The 19,600-nt window shown below is 63.3% G+C and carries 19 protein-coding genes; 8 read left to right on the forward strand and 11 right to left on the reverse strand.

All coding sequences use genetic code 11. The features are described 5' to 3' along the window. Positions 1 to 51 precede the first annotated feature (51 nt). From IYX23_RS11030 to hflX, 4 genes are all read left to right on the forward strand, one after another. A complete protein-coding gene (locus tag IYX23_RS11030; RefSeq protein WP_196392834.1) occupies positions 52 to 2,340 on the forward strand; it encodes a PAS domain-containing sensor histidine kinase in 2,289 nt (762 codons plus the stop codon). Continuing rightward, on the forward strand, positions 2,340 to 3,707 hold the full coding sequence (locus IYX23_RS11035) for a sigma-54 dependent transcriptional regulator (RefSeq protein ID WP_196392833.1): 1,368 nt from the start codon (positions 2,340 to 2,342) through the stop codon (positions 3,705 to 3,707). The genes IYX23_RS11030 and IYX23_RS11035 overlap by 1 nt, the downstream gene beginning before the upstream one ends. Before the next feature lie 229 nt (positions 3,708 to 3,936). Beyond that, entirely contained in the window at positions 3,937 to 4,200 is a 264-nt protein-coding gene (gene hfq / locus IYX23_RS11040) for an RNA chaperone Hfq (protein WP_026222957.1), read from the forward strand. Positions 4,201 to 4,264: 64 nt separating this feature from the next. Next, positions 4,265 to 5,569, forward strand: a complete 1,305-nt coding sequence (gene hflX, locus IYX23_RS11045; RefSeq protein ID WP_246716683.1) for a GTPase HflX — start codon at positions 4,265 to 4,267, stop codon at positions 5,567 to 5,569. Positions 5,570 to 5,609: 40 nt separating this feature from the next. Here hflX and mazG read toward each other — a convergent pair whose 3' ends face one another. The 4 genes from mazG to IYX23_RS11065 all read right to left on the reverse strand — a co-directional run bounded on the left by mazG (position 5,610) and on the right by IYX23_RS11065 (position 9,322). Further along, a complete protein-coding gene (gene mazG / locus IYX23_RS11050; protein ID WP_196392831.1) occupies positions 5,610 to 6,431 on the reverse strand; it encodes a nucleoside triphosphate pyrophosphohydrolase in 822 nt (273 codons plus the stop codon). Between the two features lie 71 nt (positions 6,432 to 6,502). After that, positions 6,503 to 7,168, reverse strand: a complete 666-nt coding sequence (locus IYX23_RS11055) for a cold-shock protein (RefSeq protein WP_196392830.1) — start codon at positions 7,166 to 7,168, stop codon at positions 6,503 to 6,505. A 571-nt stretch (positions 7,169 to 7,739) separates the two neighbouring features. Further along, positions 7,740 to 8,534, reverse strand: coding sequence for an MBL fold metallo-hydrolase (locus tag IYX23_RS11060; RefSeq protein ID WP_196392829.1), 795 nt, complete (start codon positions 8,532 to 8,534; stop codon positions 7,740 to 7,742). Continuing rightward, on the reverse strand, positions 8,531 to 9,322 hold the full coding sequence (locus tag IYX23_RS11065; protein WP_196392828.1) for a TatD family hydrolase: 792 nt from the start codon (positions 9,320 to 9,322) through the stop codon (positions 8,531 to 8,533). The genes IYX23_RS11060 and IYX23_RS11065 overlap by 4 nt, the downstream gene beginning before the upstream one ends. Positions 9,323 to 9,579: 257 nt before the next feature. Here IYX23_RS11065 and IYX23_RS11070 point away from each other — a divergent pair, with 257 nt between their 5' ends. Genes IYX23_RS11070 through IYX23_RS11080 form a run of 3 tightly spaced genes read left to right on the forward strand, consistent with a single transcriptional unit; the run spans position 9,580 to position 11,429 of the window. Then, positions 9,580 to 9,846: a hypothetical protein gene (locus tag IYX23_RS11070; RefSeq protein WP_018408282.1), complete on the forward strand. Its 267-nt coding sequence runs from the start codon at positions 9,580 to 9,582 to the stop codon at positions 9,844 to 9,846. Beyond that, the gene (locus IYX23_RS11075; protein ID WP_196392827.1) at positions 9,843 to 11,003 is read left to right on the forward strand and encodes a CapA family protein; all 1,161 of its coding nucleotides are present in this window, start codon (positions 9,843 to 9,845) and stop codon (positions 11,001 to 11,003) included. The genes IYX23_RS11070 and IYX23_RS11075 overlap by 4 nt, the downstream gene beginning before the upstream one ends. 57 nt (positions 11,004 to 11,060) lie before the next feature. Beyond that, the gene (locus tag IYX23_RS11080; RefSeq protein WP_196392826.1) at positions 11,061 to 11,429 is read left to right on the forward strand and encodes a VOC family protein; all 369 of its coding nucleotides are present in this window, start codon (positions 11,061 to 11,063) and stop codon (positions 11,427 to 11,429) included. A 10-nt stretch (positions 11,430 to 11,439) separates the two neighbouring features. Here IYX23_RS11080 and IYX23_RS11085 read toward each other — a convergent pair whose 3' ends face one another. The 4 genes from IYX23_RS11085 to IYX23_RS11100 form a co-directional block, all read right to left on the reverse strand. Then, positions 11,440 to 12,252 (reverse strand): class I SAM-dependent methyltransferase, encoded by an 813-nt coding sequence (locus IYX23_RS11085; RefSeq protein WP_196392825.1) that lies wholly within the window; start codon positions 12,250 to 12,252, stop codon positions 11,440 to 11,442. Positions 12,253 to 12,347: 95 nt separating this feature from the next. Next, on the reverse strand, positions 12,348 to 12,866 hold the full coding sequence (locus tag IYX23_RS11090; protein ID WP_196392824.1) for a hypothetical protein: 519 nt from the start codon (positions 12,864 to 12,866) through the stop codon (positions 12,348 to 12,350). Positions 12,867 to 13,129: 263 nt separating this feature from the next. Further along, positions 13,130 to 14,689 (reverse strand): methionine--tRNA ligase, encoded by a 1,560-nt coding sequence (metG, locus tag IYX23_RS11095; RefSeq protein WP_348643650.1) that lies wholly within the window; start codon positions 14,687 to 14,689, stop codon positions 13,130 to 13,132. Between the two features lie 46 nt (positions 14,690 to 14,735). Further along, positions 14,736 to 15,251, reverse strand: a complete 516-nt coding sequence (locus tag IYX23_RS11100; RefSeq protein WP_196392823.1) for a DNA-deoxyinosine glycosylase — start codon at positions 15,249 to 15,251, stop codon at positions 14,736 to 14,738. 63 nt (positions 15,252 to 15,314) lie between these two features. Here IYX23_RS11100 and IYX23_RS11105 point away from each other — a divergent pair, with 63 nt between their 5' ends. After that, entirely contained in the window at positions 15,315 to 15,557 is a 243-nt protein-coding gene (locus IYX23_RS11105; protein ID WP_196392822.1) for a hypothetical protein, read from the forward strand. Positions 15,558 to 15,570: 13 nt separating this feature from the next. Here IYX23_RS11105 and IYX23_RS11110 read toward each other — a convergent pair whose 3' ends face one another. From IYX23_RS11110 to IYX23_RS11120, 3 genes are all read right to left on the reverse strand, one after another. Continuing rightward, a complete protein-coding gene (locus IYX23_RS11110) occupies positions 15,571 to 16,344 on the reverse strand; it encodes an SDR family oxidoreductase (RefSeq protein ID WP_196392821.1) in 774 nt (257 codons plus the stop codon). A gap of 28 nt (positions 16,345 to 16,372) precedes the next feature. Beyond that, positions 16,373 to 19,102: a DNA gyrase subunit A gene (gyrA, locus tag IYX23_RS11115; RefSeq protein WP_196392820.1), complete on the reverse strand. Its 2,730-nt coding sequence runs from the start codon at positions 19,100 to 19,102 to the stop codon at positions 16,373 to 16,375. Between the two features lie 96 nt (positions 19,103 to 19,198). Beyond that, on the reverse strand, positions 19,199 to 19,594 hold the full coding sequence (locus tag IYX23_RS11120) for a TfoX/Sxy family protein (protein ID WP_348643651.1): 396 nt from the start codon (positions 19,592 to 19,594) through the stop codon (positions 19,199 to 19,201). Positions 19,595 to 19,600 lie beyond the last annotated feature (6 nt).

Consider the following 19,600-nt stretch of genomic DNA (forward strand, 5'->3'; position numbering starts at 1 on the left):
TCTCCTCGCCGTTCAATTGCAACCGGCGCAGGCGGAGCCTATACAGGCGCCATGGCCCTGACCGGAGACTCGGCTTCTCCGCCAAAGGCGAAAGGCAGAACGCCGTTTCGCAGCTGGTTCGGCCCGATCATTGTGATCGGGGCCGTCGGCTGCGCTTTGGCTACATTCCTGGTCGTGGCTGAATTCGGCGCGATATCGCCGACAGATGACCGCCTATTGCCGCTGCTCCTCATCAACGGCGTCTTTGTCGCCGTTCTGCTCGCGATGGTGATCGTAAAGGCCTGGCGCCTCTACCGCGTCTGGCGGCGCGGCGAAGCGGCGGCGCGCCTACATGTGCGCACGGTCGGCTTTTTCGCGGTCATTGCTTTGATTCCGGCGATTCTGCTGGCCGTGGCGGGATCGCTGACTCTGGAGCGCGTGCTCAATCCCGCCTTCATGTCGAGCGTCAAGGTCTTCGTCCACAATACGGCGGAAGCCGCGGCGGTGTTCCGCGAGAGTCAGTGCCGGGCTTTGCTCCAGGAGGCGCAGCTCACGGCGTCCGATCTTGATCGCGCGGCCATTCTCTACAACTCGGACCGTCCGTACTTTCATCAAATATTTCAGTCACGGGCGTATTTTCTGGGCTTCTCCGTCGCGGCGCTGGTGAAATCGAACGGCGAAATTCTCGACCGCATCGACGTGGCGCAGAACGCCGCCTCGATCATCATCGCCCCGCCACAGTCGGAGTTCGACGATGCGCGGCGCGGGGAGCCTCTGTGCCTCGTCATCGATGACGGCAAGAGCTTCGTCGCCTTGCGCGCGCTCAGCGCCTTTCAGGACACATTCCTCTACGTGACCCGGCCCATCGACCCGATCGCGGTGGAGTTTCCCAAACAGGCTCAAAGCCTGATCAGCAGTTATGACGTCTTCGACGCCTATCGCGCCGCCGTGCAGCGGGCCTTCGTGCTGATGTACGCCTTCCTGACGACGATCATGCTGCTGTCGTCCATCTGGTTCGGGTTGGATTTCGCCGATCGGCTGGTGACGCCGATCCGCGACCTGATCGCCGCAACCGACGAGGTGTCGGCCGGCAATCTCGACGTCCGCGTCAACGTCGACAAGCAGCATGGCGACTTGGCGCGCCTCGGCGACGTCTTCAACAATATGACGACCGAGCTCAATCTTCAGCAAAACCGGCTGATCGAGGCCAATCGGATCAATGACGAACGTCGCGAATTCACCGAGGCCGTGCTCTCCGGCGTGCCGGTCGCGGTGATGGGCGTGGACTCGGAAAGCGTCGTCACGATTCTTAATCGCTCAGCCGAGGAATTGTCGCTCGCAGACCCGATGGGGCAGGCGACCGTTGGCGCCTCGGTGGCGTCGGTCCTGCCGGAGATCGTCCCCATTCTGAAGGACGCGGCGGAAGTTTTTCCGCGCGCCGTTCAAAGCCAGATCATCATCAAGCGCGGCGTCGCCGAGCGCACCCTGAATGTGCGAGTCACCTCGGCGCGCGCCGATGCGGGACATCACAATTACGTGGTGACGCTCGACGACATCACCGACCTCGTGATGGCGCAGCGCACCTCCGCCTGGGCGGACGTCGCGCGGCGCATCGCGCACGAGATTAAGAATCCGCTAACGCCAATTCAGCTGTCGGCCGAGCGGCTGCGCCGCAAATACGGCAAGGTCATCCAGGAGGATCGAGACATTTTCGACCAATGCACAGACACGATTGTGCGCCAGGTCGACGACATCAAGCGTATGGTCGATGAGTTTTCGTCCTTTGCGCGTATGCCGAAGGCGCGTCCGGCGCGCGACGATCTCAACGAATGCATTCGGCAGGTCGCGTTTCTCATGCGCGTCGGCAACGCCGATCTCGACATCGTCGAAGAATTGCCGGAAACGCCCGTGATCGCGCAGTTCGATCGCCGCTTGCTGTCGCAGGCGCTCACCAATATCGTGAAGAACGCCGTCGAAGGCATCGCCGCACGAGAAGAAAAAGACGCTCTGGAAAAAGGAAGAGTCGAAATCAGATTGAATGTGCGCGATCGCATGGCGGAAATCGACGTGATCGATAATGGTAAGGGCTTCCCGGCGATGAACCGGCAGCGCTTGCTCGAGCCTTACATGACGACGCGATCGGACGGCACCGGACTGGGTCTGCCGATCGTCGCCAAGATCGTCGAGGATCACGGAGGCCGGCTGGAGCTGCTGGACGCGCCGTCGGGTCGGGGGGCCTGCGTCAGGCTCGTCGTGCCCCTTGCCGCGGAAACGTCCTCGAAAGAGGAGCCGCGCGCGGCTGGCGCAAAGGCTGAAAAAACGCCGGCGCATGCAAGCGAGCCGGGACAGAGCGGGGTATAATGGCCAGCGATATTTTGATCGTCGACGATGAAGAGGACATCAGAGAGCTTGTCGCCGGAATTCTGAGCGACGAAGGGCACGGGGTCCGCACCGCCAAAGACTCCGATGAAGCGCTTGCGGCGATCGCAAGCCGGCGTCCGCATCTCGTTTTTCTCGACATCTGGCTCCAGGGGTCTCGGCTCGACGGCCTCCAAGTGCTCGAAGTCGCGCAGAAGCAGCACAAGGGCTTGCCTGTCGTCATGATCTCGGGCCACGGCAACATCGAAACCGCGGTCAGCGCGATCAAGATCGGCGCATACGACTTTATCGAAAAGCCCTTCAAGGCGGATCGGCTGGTGCTCGTCGCCGAACGGGCGCTCGAAGCCTATCAGCTGCGGCGCGAACTTTCCGCGCTGCGCCAGCGGGCTGGAGCCTTCGACCGCATCGTCGGCGATTCCCCGGCGGCGCATCAGCTGCAGCAGCTCATTGGCCGCGTCGCACCTGTGAATTCGCGCGTGCTGATCACCGGCGCGCCTGGGACAGGCAAGGAACTCGCCGCTCGCTGCATCCACGAGGCGTCGAGCCGCGCCGGCGGGCCGTTCGTCGTCATCAATTCGGCCACGATCACGCCGGACAACATGGAAATCGAGCTTTTCGGTCGCGAGGGCGCCGACGGCGAGCGCAAGATCGGCGCGCTTGAGGAGGCGCATGGCGGGACGCTGTTCCTCGACGAAATCGCCGACATGCCGAAGGATTCCCAGGCGAAAATCCTGCGCGTGCTGGTCGATCAGACCTTTCAGCGGGTCGGCGGATCGAACAAGGTCGAGGTCGACGTGCGCATTATCTCGTCCTCGGCGCGCGATCTCGCGTCGGCGATCGAAGAGGGAACGCTGCGCGAGGATCTGTTTCATCGCCTCGCGGTGGTGCCGATCCGGATTCCCTCGCTTGCGGAACGGCGCGAGGACATCCCGGCGCTCATCGACTATTTCATGGAGAATATGTCGCTCGCTTCCGGCATGCCGCGCCGACGGATCTCGGAAGACGCCCTCGCGATCCTGCAGTTGCACGACTGGCCCGGCAACATCCGCCAGTTGAGAAATAATGTAGAGCGCCTGATGATTCTCACGTCTGGCGATTCCAGCGCGACGATCACGGCCGAAATGCTGCCGGCCGATGTCGGCGAACTCGTGCCCGCGACTCCCGCCGGCGTGCGCGGCGAGAAACTGATGAGCCTGCCGCTAAGAGAGGCGCGGGAAGTGTTCGAGCGCGAATACCTCGTGGCTCAGCTCAATCGCTTCTCTGGGAATATCTCCCGAACGGCGGAGTTCATCGGCATGGAGCGTTCGGCCTTACATCGAAAACTTAAGTCGCTCTCGGTCGAGTCATAGAAACATTAACTTAAGTGAGCTAGTTAAAGCGCTGCATTATGTTGGCGGCAAGAGCTGGCGCAGAGTTAAAGCCAAGCGCTTGCCATCAATTGGCGGCGGAAAGCGCTCGAGTTGCGCCTTGCGCTTCGCCATTTGAAAGGTTCTAATGAACACGGCGGCGAAAAAAGAAGAACGATCCCCTGGGGGCGGCGTCATTCCGCTCGGCTCAAAAAACAGAACAGGACAGCCGATGTCGTCAGAGCGTTCGCAGAATCTGCAAGATACATTTTTGAATTTCGTCAGGAAGAATAAAGTCCCGCTCACGATCTTCCTCGTCAATGGCGTCAAGCTCCAGGGAATCGTCACCTGGTTCGATAATTTTTGCCTGTTGCTGAGACGAGACGGGCATTCTCAGCTCGTCTACAAGCACGCCATCTCGACGATCATGCCCGGACACCCCATACAAATGTTTGAGCCGGGCGACGACGAGGGCCAGGCCGACAAGCAGCGGTAGGCGATTGAAGGCTGACAGCGGAGCAGATAACGGGACGACGCCGAACGGCGCCGGCGCCCGCGCATTGGTTGTTGGTCCCTACGTGGCCCACGGCGGCGCGGCGCGTGCCCGCGACACGGCGGCGCGTCTCATGGAGGCGGTGGGGCTCGCCGAGGCGATCGACCTCGATGTCGTCGGTCAACTGCCCATATCGCTGAACGAGGTTCGACCGGCGACGTACCTGGGCAAGGGCAAGGTCGAAGAGATCGGCGAACTCGTCAAGTCGAAGGACGCCGCGCTCGTAAGCATGGACTGCCAGCTCTCGCCCGTGCAGCAACGCAATCTCGAAAGGGCCTGGGACGCCAAGGTCATCGACCGGACCGGGCTGATTCTCGAAATTTTCGGCGAGCGCGCCCGAACTAAGGAGGGCGCGCTGCAGGTCGAACTCGCGCATCTTGCCTATCAGAAGTCGCGACTCGTCCGCTCCTGGACCCACCTTGAACGCCAGCGTGGCGGTTTCGGCTTTCTCGGCGGCCCGGGCGAAACGCAGATCGAGACGGATCGACGCCTGATCGAGGAGCGGATGCGGCGCATCGAGCACGATCTTGAAAAGGTGAAGCGCACGCGCGCGCTGCATCGTAAGACGCGGCGCGACATTCCCTATCCGGTGGTCGCGCTCGTCGGCTACACGAACGCCGGAAAATCCACGCTTTTCAACCGCCTGACCAAGGCCGAGGTGCTGGCGCAGGACATGCTGTTCGCGACCCTCGATCCGACGCTGCGCCAGATCAAACTGCCGCATGGCGCGCGCGTCCTGCTCTCCGACACGGTGGGATTCATCTCCGACCTGCCCACCATGCTCGTCTCCGCCTTTCGGGCGACGCTCGAAGAAGTGACGCTCGCCGACGTCGTTCTCCACGTCCGCGACGTCTCGCACGAAGATTGGGAAGCGCAGGCGAAAGACGTCGAGTCGATCCTGAGCGAACTCGGTCTGAAAGGCGAGGCCGAAGGGCGCGTTTTGGAAGTTTGGAACAAGATCGACGCGCTCGATCCGGAACGGCTTTCGGCGCTGCAACTCGCCGTTAGCGGGATCGAGTCTCAACGCCGGCCGACGCTCGTATCAGCCTTGACCGGGCAGGGGCTCGATGAGTTGCTGGCAAGAATCGAGTCCACGCTGGCGGCGGGACGCGTTCGATTTGAAATGGACCTCGACGCCGCCGACGGCGAAGGGCTCGCCTGGCTTCACGCCCATACCGAAGTGCTCGAACGCGAAGCGTTGCCGGAGGGCGGCGTCCATCTCGTCGTGCGTATCGATCCTGAGCGTTCGGAGAGCTTCGCGAGGCGGTTCCCGCAGGCCGAAATTATCCCCGAAGCCGGAGCGGGGCGCTGATAACGGGCGCGCCGCAACCTTCAAACGTTTGAGTGTGTCATCAGCGCGGCTTGCGCTCAGCGCCTTTCGCCTCGACCCACAAGTCTTCCATCTCGTCGAGAGACGCCGCTTCAGGCGAACGGCCCATCTCCTTGAGACGCTGCTCGATGTGGTGGAACCGCCGCTCGAATTTCGCGTTGGCGGAGCGAAGCGCCTGCTCGGCATCGACCCTGGCGTGGCGCGCAAGATTGGCGACGACAAACAGCAGATCGCCGATCTCCTCTTCGAGCGCCGGCGAAGCCTTTGCGCCAGGAAGGGCGAGTTCCGCGGCGACTTCCTCGGTTTCCTCGCGAATCTTGCCAAGAACCTGCTGCGCGTCGTCCCAGTCGAAGCCGACCGCGGACGCCTTCTGTTGCAGCTTCAGCGCGCGCGTCAGCGCGGGCAGGGCGAGCGGCACGCCGTCAAGCAGACTGGCCGGCGGCGCGCCCTGCTTCGCCGCCTTCTCGCGCGCTTTGATTGCGCTCCACTGCGTGGTCACGCCGTCGGCGTCGAGAGACTGGGCGTCGCCGAAAACGTGAGGATGCCGGCGAATGAGCTTGTCGCAGATCGCGTCGACGACGTCCTTGAAGGCGAAAACCTCCTGCTCCTGCGCCATTCGTGCATGGAACACCACCTGCAAGAGGAGATCGCCTAACTCGTCTTTGAGATCGGTAAGATCGTTGCGCTCGATGGCGTCGGCGACTTCATAGGCTTCTTCGATCGTATAGGGCGCGATCGAGCGGAAATCCTGCTCAAGATCCCAGGGACAACCGCTGCCGGGCGTGCGCAGCGCCGCCATGATTTCGATCAGTCTGGCGACATCGCCGTGCGGTCGGCCGGACATGAGGTTTCCCCAAAAGAAAAGCGCCGCGGCCCTCAAGGAGGATCGCGGCGCGCGGATCTACGGAGCGAGGCTTAATCCAGGATGATCGACAGCGCTTCTCTGCCTTTCGCCGTATCGACGACCTGCATCGTGACCGGCTGGCCCTCGGCGAGCCGGTTCACGCCGGATGGACCCAGAATCGAAATATGGACGAAGACGTCTTTGCCGCCGTCGTTCGACTGCACGAAGCCGAAGCCCTTCGTCTCGTCGAACCATTTGACCTTGCCGGAGACCGGAACGGCGGTCGATGGATCGGGCGACTGGCGTCGGGGCCGGGGGCTGTCAAAACCGCCGCCTGCGCGCGGCGGCGGCGGCGGCGCCCGCTCAGCGGCGCCGGCCAAATCGACCTCGAGAATGCGGGCCACTTGCTGGCCCTTCACCGAACTCGTGACTTGCACCTGCAATTTCGCGCCGGGCGGCAGCGTGTCATATCCCGCCGCCTGAACGGCGCCGATATGGAGGAAGGCGTCGCCGGTGCCATTGGCAAGCTCTACGAAGCCGAAGCCCTTGTCGGTCTTGAACCACTTCACGATGGCGTCGACTGCTGGCTCGTTCGACATCGGCGGCGGCGCATCTGGAAATCCGCCGCCAAAGGGTGATCGCGGCGCGCGGCTCGTGCGCGGCGAATCATAGCTATACGGAGCGTCGTCATCAAATCCGCGCTTGCGGGGGCCCCGGAAATCTCTACCTTTGCTCATGTCTACCTGCTCGTCTCCGCCAAAAACGGCAAGACCGCTATGCCAACCTTGTGCGCCCAACCGCTCCAGTTTGCGCGTCTCAAAAAACGCGCGCGCCCGGAAACGACGATGATGTGCCTCTTGAATGCCATATAGTCCCGCGCAGCGAGCCTTTTACCAGAGTTTCGCCCCGGAAGGCCAGAGAATTCCGTGGGGTGATCCAAAAATCCAAACAGTCGCCATGGTTTGACAATGGCGTCCAATTCCCGCGCCCGCAGGAATGTTTGCGTTTGCAGGAGTTTAGATGCGCTGCGCGGGTGGGATTGACGCGCCGCCAACTGAGCCCGCGCCACATCGCCAACACAAAGCGTCATCCGACGACGCGGACGCGGCGTTCCGCCCGGCGACCGCAAAGACATGCAAGGCAAGACAAGCAAAGCAAGGCACACAGAGCAATCGGGCAAGCCGTCGCCGCAGAACTTCCGGGTAACGAAAGGCAAGAGCGGATGGCGCCGGCGGGATCCCTCATCCGCGATTCGCATAATCCATATTATGGAATGTAATTCTGTTGTGTTTGGCGGTGCGTCCGGCGTCAGACTTCGAGCGCCATGCCATCAAATGCCGGCGTCACGTTCTCGGGCAGCGTCACGGCGAGCGCGTCGTAATCGAGATCGACGTGCAGATCCGTCAGCACGGCGCGCTTGGGCTTGAAATGCGCGATGAACTCCAGCGCCTGACTGACGGACAGATGCGTGCCGTGCCGCTGATGGCGCAGCGCGTCGATAATCCATAAATCGAGCCCTTCCAGATACTGAACGCTCTCTGGTGGAATCGCATGAAGATCCGGCGTATAGGCGACATTGTCGAAGCGAAAGCCGAGTGCGTCCATGTCGCCATGGTCCAGGCGAAAAGGCGTGCCGACGATGGCGCCGCCAGGTCCTTCGACCGTCTCGGCGCGCCCCAGATGCAACCGATGTTCGGTCATCAGCGGCGGATAAAAGCTGCCCGGCGGCGTCTTGAAGATGTAGTCGAACTTCTGGGCGAAGGACCGCGAAGTCGGCTCGTCCATATAGGCCGGGATTCGCCGTCCGCTCAGAATGACCAAGCCGCGCAAGTCGTCGACGCCATGGGTGTGGTCGGCGTGGGGATGGGTATAGAAGACCGCGTCGAGCCGCTTGACGTCGGCGTCGATAAGTTGCTCGCGCAGATCGGGTCCGGTGTCCACGAGCACTTGCGTCGCTGCGTCGGCAGGGCCGCGCGTGACGAGTATCGAGCAGCGCCGGCGCCGATTTTTCGGATTGTCCGGATCGCACTTTCCCCAGCCCTGCCCGACTCGCGGCACGCCGCCCGACGAGCCGCACCCAAGAATCCTGATTCTCAGGCTCACGCGGCCGCGTCCAGGGGCGGCATTTTGGAAAACAGCCGCAGCGCATTTTCAGTTGTGGCGACCGCAAGTTCGGCGGCGCTGATTCCCTTGACGTCGGCGAGCACGCGCGCGGTGTCGACGACGAAGGCCGGCTCATTGCGCTTGCCCCGATGGGGCGCCGGCGCAAGGAAGGGCGCGTCGGTTTCGACCAGCATGCGCTCCAGCGGCACGTCGCGGGCGATCTCGCGCAGATATTCGGCGTTCTTGAAGGTCACGACGCCGGAAAAGGAAATATAGAGGCCGAGCTGCAGCGCGGTTTGGGCGAGCGCGGGCCCGCTCGTGAAGCAATGGAGCAGGGCGGGGAAAGCCCCCTTCCCCATTTCGTCCTTTAGAATCTCGGCGCAATCGTCGTCCGCGTCGCGCGTATGAATGACGAGCGGCAGACCGGTTTCGCGGGCGGCCTGAACGTGTATCCGGAAAATGCGCTGCGCCACGTCGCGCGGCGCGTGGTCATAGTGATAATCGAGGCCCGCTTCGCCCAGTCCGACGCATTTTGGATGCTGCGACAGACTCACCAGCGCCTCGACAGTCGGCTCGGCCTCTTCATGCGAATGGTGCGGATGCGTCCCGACGGTGCAAAAGACCTCCGGGTAGGTTTCGGCGACCGCCTTTACGCGCTCGAAGCGCGACAGATGCGTTGAGATCGTGATCATTCTGGCGACGCCGCGCGCTTTCGCGCGGGCGATCGTCTCCGCGAGTTCTGGCGCGAAATCGGGAAAGTCGAGGTGACAATGGGTATCGATGAGCATCAGACTCGGTCAGGAAAGAGCAACACGGAATGGCCTCGGGTGCGCGCGCTGGGTGCTTGATGACGCGCTTGGGCCAATGCGGCAATATGGCTCGGACGGCGGAAAACACAAATATTTAGCCTCAGGCTCCTTCGCGGCTCAGATGCGCGGCGCTATATTTTCTTGGCTATGCAACACGCCTTTCTCATCGCCGGCATCATGCGAGACCGTCACGGATCAAGCTCGGGCGGGACGTTGCAAGCGCGAGGAGCAGAAACTTGACGCAGTCTTCCGCGCCGGACGGCGACGGCCGTCCGCTGGCGACGATCAAGGACGTGACGGACGTCCTCGGCGACATCGACGACGCGACGCTGTCGGCGATCATGGATCTGCGGCCAACGATCGCTGACGTCGAGGAGGCGGCCATGTGGATGTCCGGCGATCCGGACATCTTCGGCGCCGGCGCGCCGCTCAAGGACGTTGCGGGAGAAATCGTCTCACTGGTCGCCGGCGACGACGAAGAGAATCTTCCGCCCACGATATGAGCGAAGCCGCGCCGCGGGGTGACGGCGCGCCGGCCGTCCGACTTTTCCTGTGCGGCGACGTGATGATCGGCCGAGGCGTCGATCAGATCCTTCCGTCGCCCTGCCCGCCGAACCTCTATGAGGAATATGTTTCCTCGGCGCATGAATATGTTCGCCTGGCCGAAGCGGCGTCCGGGCCGATTCCGCGGCCGGTCGATCCTTCCTATATCTGGGGCGACGTGCTCGCCGAGCTTGAAACGCACGCGCCTGACGCGCGCATCATCAATCTCGAAACGAGCGTGACGCGCAGCGAGACGGCCGAACACAAGGCGATCAATTATCGCGTCAGTCCGCAGAATGCGGAATGTCTGCGCGCCGCCGGAATCGATTGCTGCGCGCTCGCCAATAACCACGTTCTCGATTGGGGGCCCTCCGGCCTCCTTGAGACGCTCGGCGCGCTCGAGCGCCTAAATATCGCCGTCGCTGGAGCGGGACGCAGTATCGACGAAGCGCGGCGGCCGGCGATTATTGAGATCCCGAGCAAGGGACGGGTGGTCGTGCTGTCCTTCGCCCTGCCCGACAGCGGAACGCCCTTTGAGTGGGCGGCGACGCCGTCGTCGCCCGGCGTCAATCTTCTGCCCGACCTTTCTGCGGAAAGCGCCGCCTTCGCCTGCGATCTGGCGCGGAGCGCGGCGCGGAGCGAAGATATTTTGGTGATGTCGATCCACTGGGGCTCGAACTGGGGCTATGGCGTTTCGAACGCCCAAAGACAATTCGCGCATCGGCTGATCGAAGACGCCGGCGCTTCCGTCGTCCATGGACATTCGTCCCATCATGCGAGGGGATTCGAAGTTCATCGCAACCGCTTGGCGCTTTATGGCTGCGGCGACTTCCTCAACGACTATGAGGGCATCAGTGGCAACGAAGGCTATCGCGGCGATCTTTCACTGATGCATTTCGTCGATCTCGATACAAACGGCGATCTCATCCAACTGAGATTGGTCCCGCTGCATATGCGGCGCTTTCGTCTCGAACGGGCCTCGACCGCCGACGCCGAATGGCTCGCGCAAACGCTCGATCGCGAAAGCGCGCCATTCGGCGTTCGCGTCCGGCGCCAACCAGATGGCGCGCTGTCGGCCTCCTGGTCCGGCGGCGAAGGAGCGCCGCGACGCTCGTGACGGGGAGGCCACGACTCCCCATCTGAGATTCATCGCGAGACAGGCGGAGTTTGATCGATGGCCATCATTCTCAATCACACCATCGTGCCGGCGCGCGACAATGATGCCGCGGCGCGCTGGTTCGCACGGATCTTCGGGCTGCGCTTCGACGGCGCCAAGGGTCATTTCGCGCCGGTGAAGGTCAATAGCGAACTCACCCTGCTGTTCGACAAGGATGAGGGCTTCGGCGCCAGCCATTACGCCTTCCACGTCAGCGACAAAGAATTTAACGAAATCTTCGGGCGCGTGAAGGACGAAGGCGTCGCCTTTGGCAGCGCGCCGGGTCGATTCACCGACGGCCAGCTCAACGACTGGAACGGCGGCCGCGGCGTCTATTTCAAAAGCCCTGACGGCCATGTGCTCGAGCTGATGACGCAGCCGCAGTAGCGCGCGCTCCCTACGCCGCCCTGGCCTCATAGAAAATCGCCTGCATCGGCAGGCGCATGGGGTTCTTGCCGAGCTCTTGCGTGAGCCGCTCCGCCAGGGCCTCGACAAGCGATTCAGGGCGCGCGCCGCCGCGCTCGCGGAGCTGTTCGAAGAGAGGACTGCCAAAAACGAGTCCCCTCGCGAAGGACGTCGGATCCGTGACCTCCTTGACGCGCGGCCGTACGGAAATGGTGATGTCCGTGAAGCCGGCGCCCAGCAGCGATTCCTTGATGGGATCGATCTCGGCGCAGGAAAAAGGCGTCTTCAAAAACTGCGGAGGATCGTCGGGAAAGAAGCGCTCGACCACCTCGAGTCCGATGCGGGAGAAAGTGTTGTAGCTCGGCGCATCCCAGACGCTGAAGAGATAGCGACCGCCAGGCCGGAGCGTGCGGCGCGCCTCGCGATGCGCGCGGTCTTTTTCGGGAAAGAACATCAGTCCGAACTGGCAGACGATCGCGTCGAAGGCGCCGTCGCCAAAAGGCAGGGCCATCGCGTCGGCCGGGCGGAAAATCACTTGCTCCTGAGCGCCGAATTTCGTCTTCGCTACGTCGAGCATCGGCGCATTGAGGTCGGTTGCGGTCAGCTTCGCTCCGAGAGCGAGCGAGTCGCGCAGCTTGCGCGTGACGATTCCCGTGCCTGCCGCCGTTTCGAGCACGTCAATGGGGGCGCTCGCGGCCGTCCGATAGGCGATATCGGCGGCATAATCCTCAAAGATCGCCGGGCCGAGGCCGCGGTCGTAAAAGATGGGAATGTCGCCGACGAAGCGCGCTGTGTCGCTGGTCACGGCGACATCCCTTCATTGAGCGGAAAAAGGCCCCGCCGCACCACCCCGCCCCTGCTCGTGAGCGAAACAGGGACTGGGCGGCGGGCAATTGGCCTTTACTGCGCCGGCTGGTCAGCCGGCTCCTCGACCGGAGCTGCGGGCTTCGGCTTGGGTTTAGCCTTGGGCTTCGGCTTCACCTTCGGCTTGACCGGCTGCTCGACCACTGCCTCTGGGGCCGGAGCCGCCTCTGGCATCGCCATGGGCGCGGCTTGGGGCGCCGGCGGCGCTTCGGTCAACGGCGCCGGAGCGGGCGCAGGCGCGCTCTCCATTGGAGCCTCGACGGCAGCGGGCTGCTCAGCCGGAGGCGCCTCCGGCGCTGGCGCAGCCGTGGCGTCGGGTGCAGTAGTGGCGTCGGGCGCAGCCGTGGCGTCGGGTGCAGCCGCGGCGTCCGACTCGGCTGGAGTCGCCGAGCCTTCGGCCGGCGCAGCGTCCTCGGCCGGCGCTGGTTTGAACCGGCCCTCGATTGCGGCTTTCAGATTGGCGACGCCTTCGGTCGGCGCAGCGTAGATGCCGAGCCCAAAACCGATCGCGCCGAAGATAACCGCTGTCAGAATTGTTGAAATGCCACGCGCCATTCCATGAGTTCCTCTGTAAGAAAAGAGCCGTCCGAGATACGACACAACGAAGGTGGACGTTGTTGCGCGGGCGCTCGACGAGCGGCGCGAGTTCCTTCACTAGGAAGCCCGGACGTTCATAATTGCACGCCCGCGCTTCGGCCGACAAGCCCGCAAAGACGAAGGTCATTTGCACGCCGCTGCGCCGCCGCCATTTGAAACGGCTGATTATGGTGAGCGCATGGCGGGCGCGAGCGGCGGCTCCCGCGCCCGCTGGACCGGGCTTAGCTCGCCTCCTCCTCCACAAATCTCGGAAAAACCGGCGTCGGCGGCGGCAGCGGCGCGCCCTCCTGCAGGGCGTTCGCCTCGCCGGCGTGCGCCAAGTCCCGCTCGTCCGGACCGACGTCCAGGAGATCGAGAAGCTTGCCGGCGGACTGAGGCATAAACGGCTGCAGGGGAATCGCCAACCGGCGCAGCGTCTCGGCGGTGACGTAAAGAATGGTCTCCATCCGTGCAGGGTCGCTCTTCTTCTTCGCCCAGGGCTCTTCACCGGCGAAATAGCGATTGGCCTCGGCGACGATGCGGAAAATTTCCGCCAGCGCGTGGTGCGGCGCGTAATCCTCCATGGCGGCGCGGGCTTTCGCGAGGACGTCGGCCGCCTGCGCGAGAATGTCTTTGTCGGCGTCCGTGAGAGCATGTTTACGTGGTACGGCGCCCATACAATTCTTGGCGATCATCGAGAGCGAGCGCTGCGCGAGATTGCCGAGGTCATTGGCGAGATCGGCGTTGATGCGGTTGACGATCGCCTCGTGCGAATAATTGCCGTCTTGGCCAAAAGGAATCTCGCGCAAGAAGAAGTAGCGCAGCTGGTCGACGCCATAGCGCTCGGCCAGATCGATGGGATCGACGACATTGCCGACCGACTTCGACATCTTCTCGCCTTTGGAAAACAGGAAGCCATGCACGACGACCTGCTTGGGCAGAGGCGCGCCTGCGGACATCAGGAACGCCGGCCAGTAGATGGCGTGAAAGCGGGTGATATCCTTGCCGATGACATGCGCGTCGGCCGGCCAGAAGCGTGCTCTATTTCCGCCTTCCGTAAGATATCCGGTAGCTGTTACGTAATTCGTCAGCGCATCGACCCAGACATACATCACATGCTTCGCGGCGGTCTGCGCGTTCGGCGGAATCTCGATGCCCCAGTCGAAGGTCGTGCGCGACACCGAGAGGTCCGTGAGCCCGCGCTTCACGAAGGCGACGATTTCGTTCTTATAGTGTTCGGGCGTGATGAATTCCGGATGCGCCGCATAATGTGCGAGCAGTTTCTCGGCATAGGCCGACAATTTGAAGAACCAGCTCTCCTCCTCCACCCACTCGACCGGCGTGCCCGTCGGCGCGAATTTCTTGCCATCGCGCTCGGTGAGTTCGTCCTCGTCGTAATAGGCCTCGTCGCGCACCGAATACCAGCCGGCGTATTTGGAGAGATAGAGGTCGCCGTTGGCCTCCATCCGCCGCCAGATTTCGAGCACGGTCTGCTTGTGGCGCGTCTGCGTCGTGCGCACGATGTCGTCGGCGCGGGCGTTGAGCGCCTCGCCCATCCGGGCGAATTGCGCGGCCGTGCGGTCGGCGAGCGCCCCCGGCGTCAGCCCTTCCTTCTCGGCCGTGCGCTGCATCTTTTGCCCGTGCTCGTCCATGCCGGTGACAAACAGCACGTCATAGCCGTCGAGCCGCTTCCATCGTGCGAAGGCGTCGGTGGCGATGCGCTCATAGGCGTGGCCGATATGCGGCGCGCCATTCGCATAGGGAATGGCCGTCGAGATCATGTAGGGGGGACGTTCAGGCATGGCTCGGGTCTAGCGCGGTTTGGGGGCGCGGGGAAGCGCCCCAAAGCTAATCGAGAAATGGGGCGAGTGCGGATCGCCATTTTTCCTGCTTTTGGGCGAGCGTCATGGATGCATGCGCGGGACTCGTCGAGGGCAGTCGGCGTGAAGCAATCGCCGCGGCGCGAACCGACAGTCTGGGCAGAACCAGCCGTTGATACAGGCTGGCCGCTGTAGCGCCATTGAAGCAAATCAGCGTGATATCTGGATGGGTTTCGAAAAAGCGCTCGAAATCATTGGCGCGCACAGTCGAGCGTTCGATCCGCTGGTCGAGGCTGCCAGGCCGATGGGCGCTTGCGCAGACATCCCAGAGGGCGACGCCGCGCGCATTCAGGCCGTGGAGACGATCTACGTAACAAGCGTCTGCATCGAAGCCGAACAGGCTGCCCATCAGCGTCCAAAACACGTTGCGCGGCTGCGCGTAATACTGCTGGCGCTCCAGGGAACGCTGGCCGGGAAGTGAGCCAAGAATCAAGAGCTTTGCGCTGCGTGTCGCCGCAGGCGGGAAGCCGACGGAATAGGTCATGACGGATCTGCGACTCCCCTTCCCGCCTCCGATGCGCTAAATTGTTGGCTCGGAGCATGAGTTATGAGCGTAACCAAAAACGCGCCGAGGGATCTGGCGAGGCGCTTCGCCGAGAAGCGGAGCGGTCTCACCAATGGCTGGCGGCGCGAGACCTTCTCGCTGGAGCGCCTTGAGGCCCGCGCGAAGGCGCGCGAGTGGTTCGAGCGCTTCCCCAAGGCCGCCTATATGACCGAGATCGAGTTCTGGCGCGAGCTGGAGGATGGGCGGATCGAGTTCACGATGCGCCGCCTTCCGAGCGCTGACTAGCGCCAGCCCTGGACTATTCGGGACCCACGTCCGGCGTGCGCCAGCCCAGATGCTGGCCGCTGTCGACGGCGATCATCTGCCCCGTCACGCTTTTCGCCTGGCTGAGGTAAACGACGGCGTCGACGACGCCGGAGACGTCGGCGGCACGCTGCAGCGGCACGCCGCGGGCTTCCATCTCGAACTCCCGCTCGCCGAGGGCGGCATTGGCAAAGACCGGCCCCGGCCCGACGGCATTGACGCGAATACGCGGCGCATAGGCCTGCGCCATGGTGCGCGTCGCCGCCCACAGCGCCGATTTCGACAGCGTGTAGGAGAAGTAGCGCGGCGTGAGACGCCAAACGCGTTGATCGAGAATATTGACGATGGCGCCATCGACGCTTGCCGGCAGCGCCGCCGCGAAGTCACGCGACAGCAGCAGCGGCGCGCGCAGATTGACCTGCATCTGCCGCTCATAGAGCTCGAGCGAAAAGTCCTGCGCCGCGTCGACTTCAAAGATCGAGGCGTTGTTGACGAGGAGCCGCAGCGGTCCGAAGGCTTCGCCGGCCTGCTCGATGAGGCGCTGCGTCGACTCCGCATCGGCAAGATCGGCGATCGCCGTCGCCGCGCGCCCGCCGCGTATCCGGATCGCGTGCGCTGCAAGCTCCGCCTCCTTCGCCGAACGCGGAGAGGCGTGCAGCACGAGGGGCCGCCCTTCGCGCGCGAAGCGCTCGGCGATGGCGAGGCCGATGCGACGCGGCGCGCCGGTGACCAGCACGGGACCGTCTGCGTCGTCGCCGCCCTCGCTCATGCGCCTACCCCATCGTTGAGCGCCCAGATTAGGCTTCGGGGTCCTCGCCCTCGCCGACATCGCCGATATGCTCGACGGAAACGACGCGCTCGTCTTCGGCCGTGTCGAAGACAATGACGCCCTGAGCGCCGCGCCCGGCGATGCGGATGCCGTCGACGGAGCAGCGGATCAGCTGGCCGCCGTCCGTCACCAGCATGATTTCATCGCCATGGCCGACGGGGAAAGAGGCGACGAGCTTGCCATTTCTGGCGTTCACCGCCATGGCGACGATGCCTTTGCCGCCACGACCTGTCGTACGATATTCGTAAGAGCTCGTACGCTTTCCGTAACCGTTCTCGGACACGGTCAGTATGATCTGCTCAGCCGCCTGCATCTCGTAAAAGCGCGTATCCGACAGCTCCACGGCGATCGCCGCCTCTTCCGCCTCGGTCCCCGCCTCGGGCGAAACATCTTCGCCCATGCGCCGGCGCAGCGCGTTGGCGCGCTTCAGATAGGCGGCCCGTTCCTCGCCGGCGGCGTCGAAATGATTGAGGATGGACAGCGAGATCACCCGATCGTCCTGCCCGAGCGCCACGCCGCGCACGCCCATCGAGGTGCGGCCCTGGAAGACGCGGACCTCCGGCACGGCGAAGCGGATGCATTGGCCGTCGCGTGTGGTCAGCAGCACATCGTCGCGCTCTGTCGCCGTCGCGACGTCAACAATGGCCTCGCCGTCGTCAAGCTTCATCGCGATGAGGCCGTTGCGGCGAACGTCGACGAAATCGGAGAGTTTATTGCGCCTCACCGTGCCGCGCGTCGTCGCGAAAATGACGTCGAGCGTCGCCCAGCTCTCCTCGTCTTCGGGCAGCGGCATGATCGAGGTGATGCGCTCGTTTTGTTCGAGCGGCAGCAGATTAACGAGCGCCTTGCCGCGCGCCTGCGGCGCCGAGAGCGGCAATCGCCAGACCTTTTCCTTATAGGCCTTGCCGAGCGAGGAAAAGAACAGCACCGGCGTATGCGTATTGGCGACGAACAGACGGTGGACGAAATCCTCCTCCTTCGTCTGCATGCCGGAACGGCCTTTGCCGCCGCGCCTTTGCGCGCGATAGGTCGAGAGCGGCACACGCTTGATATAGCCGGCGTGCGAAACAGTGACGACCATGTCTTCGCGCGCGATCAGGTCCTCGTCCTCGACCTCGCCGTCGGACTCCAGGATTTGCGTGCGGCGCGGCGTGGCGTGGGCTTCCTTCACCGCCAGCAGTTCGTCCTTGACGATGCCGAACAGGCGTTCGCGCGAGCGCAGAATGTCGAGGTAATCGGCAATCTCGACGGCGAGCTTGTTCAAAGCTTCGGAGATTTCCTCGCGTCCGAGCGCCGTGAGCCGTTGCAGACGCAATTCGAGGATGGCGCGCGCCTGAGCCTCCGAAAGCCGGATGGCGCCATCATCGCTGAGCCTGTGGCGCGGATCGGCGATCAGCTCAACGAGCGGCGCCATGTCCTTGGCCGGCCAGTCGCGCTCCATGAGCGCTTCGCGGGCCGCGGTGGCGTCGGGCGAGGTGCGGATGAGGCGGATGACCTCGTCGATATTCGCCACCGCGATGGCGAGGCCGACCTGCAGATGGGCGTTGTCGCGCGCCTTGTTGAGTCGGAATTTGGTGCGGCGGGTGACGACCGTCTCGCGGAAATCGACGAAGGCGCGCAGCACGTCATGGAGCGTCATCAACTCCGGGCGGCCGCCGTTCAACGCGATCATATTGACGGGAAAGCTTGTCTGCAGCGTCGTATGACGCCAAAGCTGGTTGAGCACGACGTCGGCGACAGCGTCGCGCTTCAGTTCGACGACGATGCGCATGCCGTCGCGATCGGACTCATCGCGCAGATCGGCGACGCCCTCGATCTTCTTCTCCCGCACCAGATCGGCGATGCGCTCGATCAGCGTCGCCTTGTTCACCTGATAGGGAATTTCGGTGAAGATGATCGCCTCGCGATCCTTGCGCAGAGTCTCGATCTCTGACTTGGCGCGCATGATGATCGAACCGCGGCCGGTCGCAAAGGCGTTTCGAATGCCGCCACGCCCGAGAATGCTCGCCGCGGTCGGAAAGTCCGGTCCCGGCACGATGTCCATCAGCTCGGCGATGGTGATGTCGGGCCGATCGATCATGGCGATGCAGGCGTCGATGACCTCGCCAAGATTATGCGGGGGAATGTTCGTCGCCATGCCGACGGCGATGCCGCCGGCGCCGTTGACCAGCAAATTGGGGAAACGGGCCGGCAGAACCGTCGGCTCGTGCTCCTTGCCGTCGTAATTGGCCTGAAAGTCGACGGTGCCTTCATCAAGATCTTCGAGCAGCGCGAGCGCAGGCTTTGCGAGCCGGGACTCGGTGTAGCGCATCGCCGCCGGCGGATCATTGTCGACCGATCCGAAATTGCCCTGCCCGTCGATGAGCGGCAGCCGCATCGAAAAAGGCTGCGCCATGCGCACAAGCGCGTCATAGATCGCCGCGTCGCCGTGCGGATGATATTTACCCATCACATCGCCGACGATACGCGCCGACTTCACATAAGATTTATCGGGCGTGTGGCCGTTCTCGTGCATGGAGAACAGAATGCGCCGATGCACGGGCTTCAGGCCGTCACGCACGTCCGGCAGCGCGCGCGACACGATCACGCTCATCGCGTAATCGAGATAGCTGCGCTTCATCTCGTCGGCGATCGAAACCGGCCTTATGTCAGAGCCAGGCTTGTCGGAATCGCTTTTTTTGGAGTCGTCGTCGGCCAAGTGAGCGCCAGTTCAAGGATAGCGTCTAGTTCACTTGTCTATAGGCGATTCGAGCGGGCGGCGCCAGCCTTAGCACCGTATGAAGATTGATGTTTTTCAAACGCTTATTGGCTCGTTAGCAGTCTTTCTCAGTGGAATTTGGCGCCTTGCGCCTCCCCGCGGCCGGAATCCGCCGTTTCGAGCCTGCCCGAAGCGCGGCTTCAAGCGCAAACTTCGCCCATCGAACCAGTTCGTCGGCGTCTTCGAGCGCCTGGTCAGGAAGGCTCCAATAGGAGATCGTGATTGGTCGGTCCTTGCTTGGTAAACGAAAGGCCGGGAGCCCGCCTCTTGAAACCGCACAGCGCTCTGCCGATCGGCCTTCAGGTAGATTTCGCCGTCGGCTTCGATGGCGAAGAAAAGGCCATCGGCGTAAACGCCGTGGCCGCCGAACATGCGCTTGACCGACACGGCGGCAAAAGGCGCGAAAAGCTCCTCGATACGCGCGCGGTCCATGGCGGC

The sequence above is a fragment of the Methylocystis sp. L43 genome, assembly GCF_015709525.1.
Lineage (GTDB): Bacteria > Pseudomonadota > Alphaproteobacteria > Rhizobiales > Beijerinckiaceae > Methylocystis.

What these genes read in the sequence shown, in the direction of transcription:
- IYX23_RS11030 (WP_196392834.1), top strand. Translation starts at nt 52, where the DNA reads ATGGCCCTGACCGGAGACTCGGCTTCTCCGCCAAAGGCGAAAGGCAGA.
- IYX23_RS11035 (WP_196392833.1), top strand. Translation starts at nt 2,340, where the DNA reads ATGGCCAGCGATATTTTGATCGTCGACGATGAAGAGGACATCAGAGAG.
- hfq (WP_026222957.1), top strand. Translation starts at nt 3,937, where the DNA reads ATGTCGTCAGAGCGTTCGCAGAATCTGCAAGATACATTTTTGAATTTC.
- mazG (WP_196392831.1), bottom strand. Translation starts at nt 6,431, where the DNA reads ATGTCCGGCCGACCGCACGGCGATGTCGCCAGACTGATCGAAATCATG.
- IYX23_RS11055 (WP_196392830.1), bottom strand. Translation starts at nt 7,168, where the DNA reads ATGAGCAAAGGTAGAGATTTCCGGGGCCCCCGCAAGCGCGGATTTGAT.
- IYX23_RS11065 (WP_196392828.1), bottom strand. Translation starts at nt 9,322, where the DNA reads ATGCTCATCGATACCCATTGTCACCTCGACTTTCCCGATTTCGCGCCA.
- IYX23_RS11075 (WP_196392827.1), top strand. Translation starts at nt 9,843, where the DNA reads ATGAGCGAAGCCGCGCCGCGGGGTGACGGCGCGCCGGCCGTCCGACTT.
- IYX23_RS11080 (WP_196392826.1), top strand. Translation starts at nt 11,061, where the DNA reads ATGGCCATCATTCTCAATCACACCATCGTGCCGGCGCGCGACAATGAT.
- IYX23_RS11090 (WP_196392824.1), bottom strand. Translation starts at nt 12,866, where the DNA reads ATGGCGCGTGGCATTTCAACAATTCTGACAGCGGTTATCTTCGGCGCG.
- metG (WP_348643650.1), bottom strand. Translation starts at nt 14,689, where the DNA reads ATGCCTGAACGTCCCCCCTACATGATCTCGACGGCCATTCCCTATGCG.
- IYX23_RS11100 (WP_196392823.1), bottom strand. Translation starts at nt 15,251, where the DNA reads ATGACCTATTCCGTCGGCTTCCCGCCTGCGGCGACACGCAGCGCAAAG.
- IYX23_RS11105 (WP_196392822.1), top strand. Translation starts at nt 15,315, where the DNA reads ATGAGCGTAACCAAAAACGCGCCGAGGGATCTGGCGAGGCGCTTCGCC.
- IYX23_RS11110 (WP_196392821.1), bottom strand. Translation starts at nt 16,344, where the DNA reads ATGAGCGAGGGCGGCGACGACGCAGACGGTCCCGTGCTGGTCACCGGC.
- IYX23_RS11120 (WP_348643651.1), bottom strand. Translation starts at nt 19,594, where the DNA reads ATGGACCGCGCGCGTATCGAGGAGCTTTTCGCGCCTTTTGCCGCCGTG.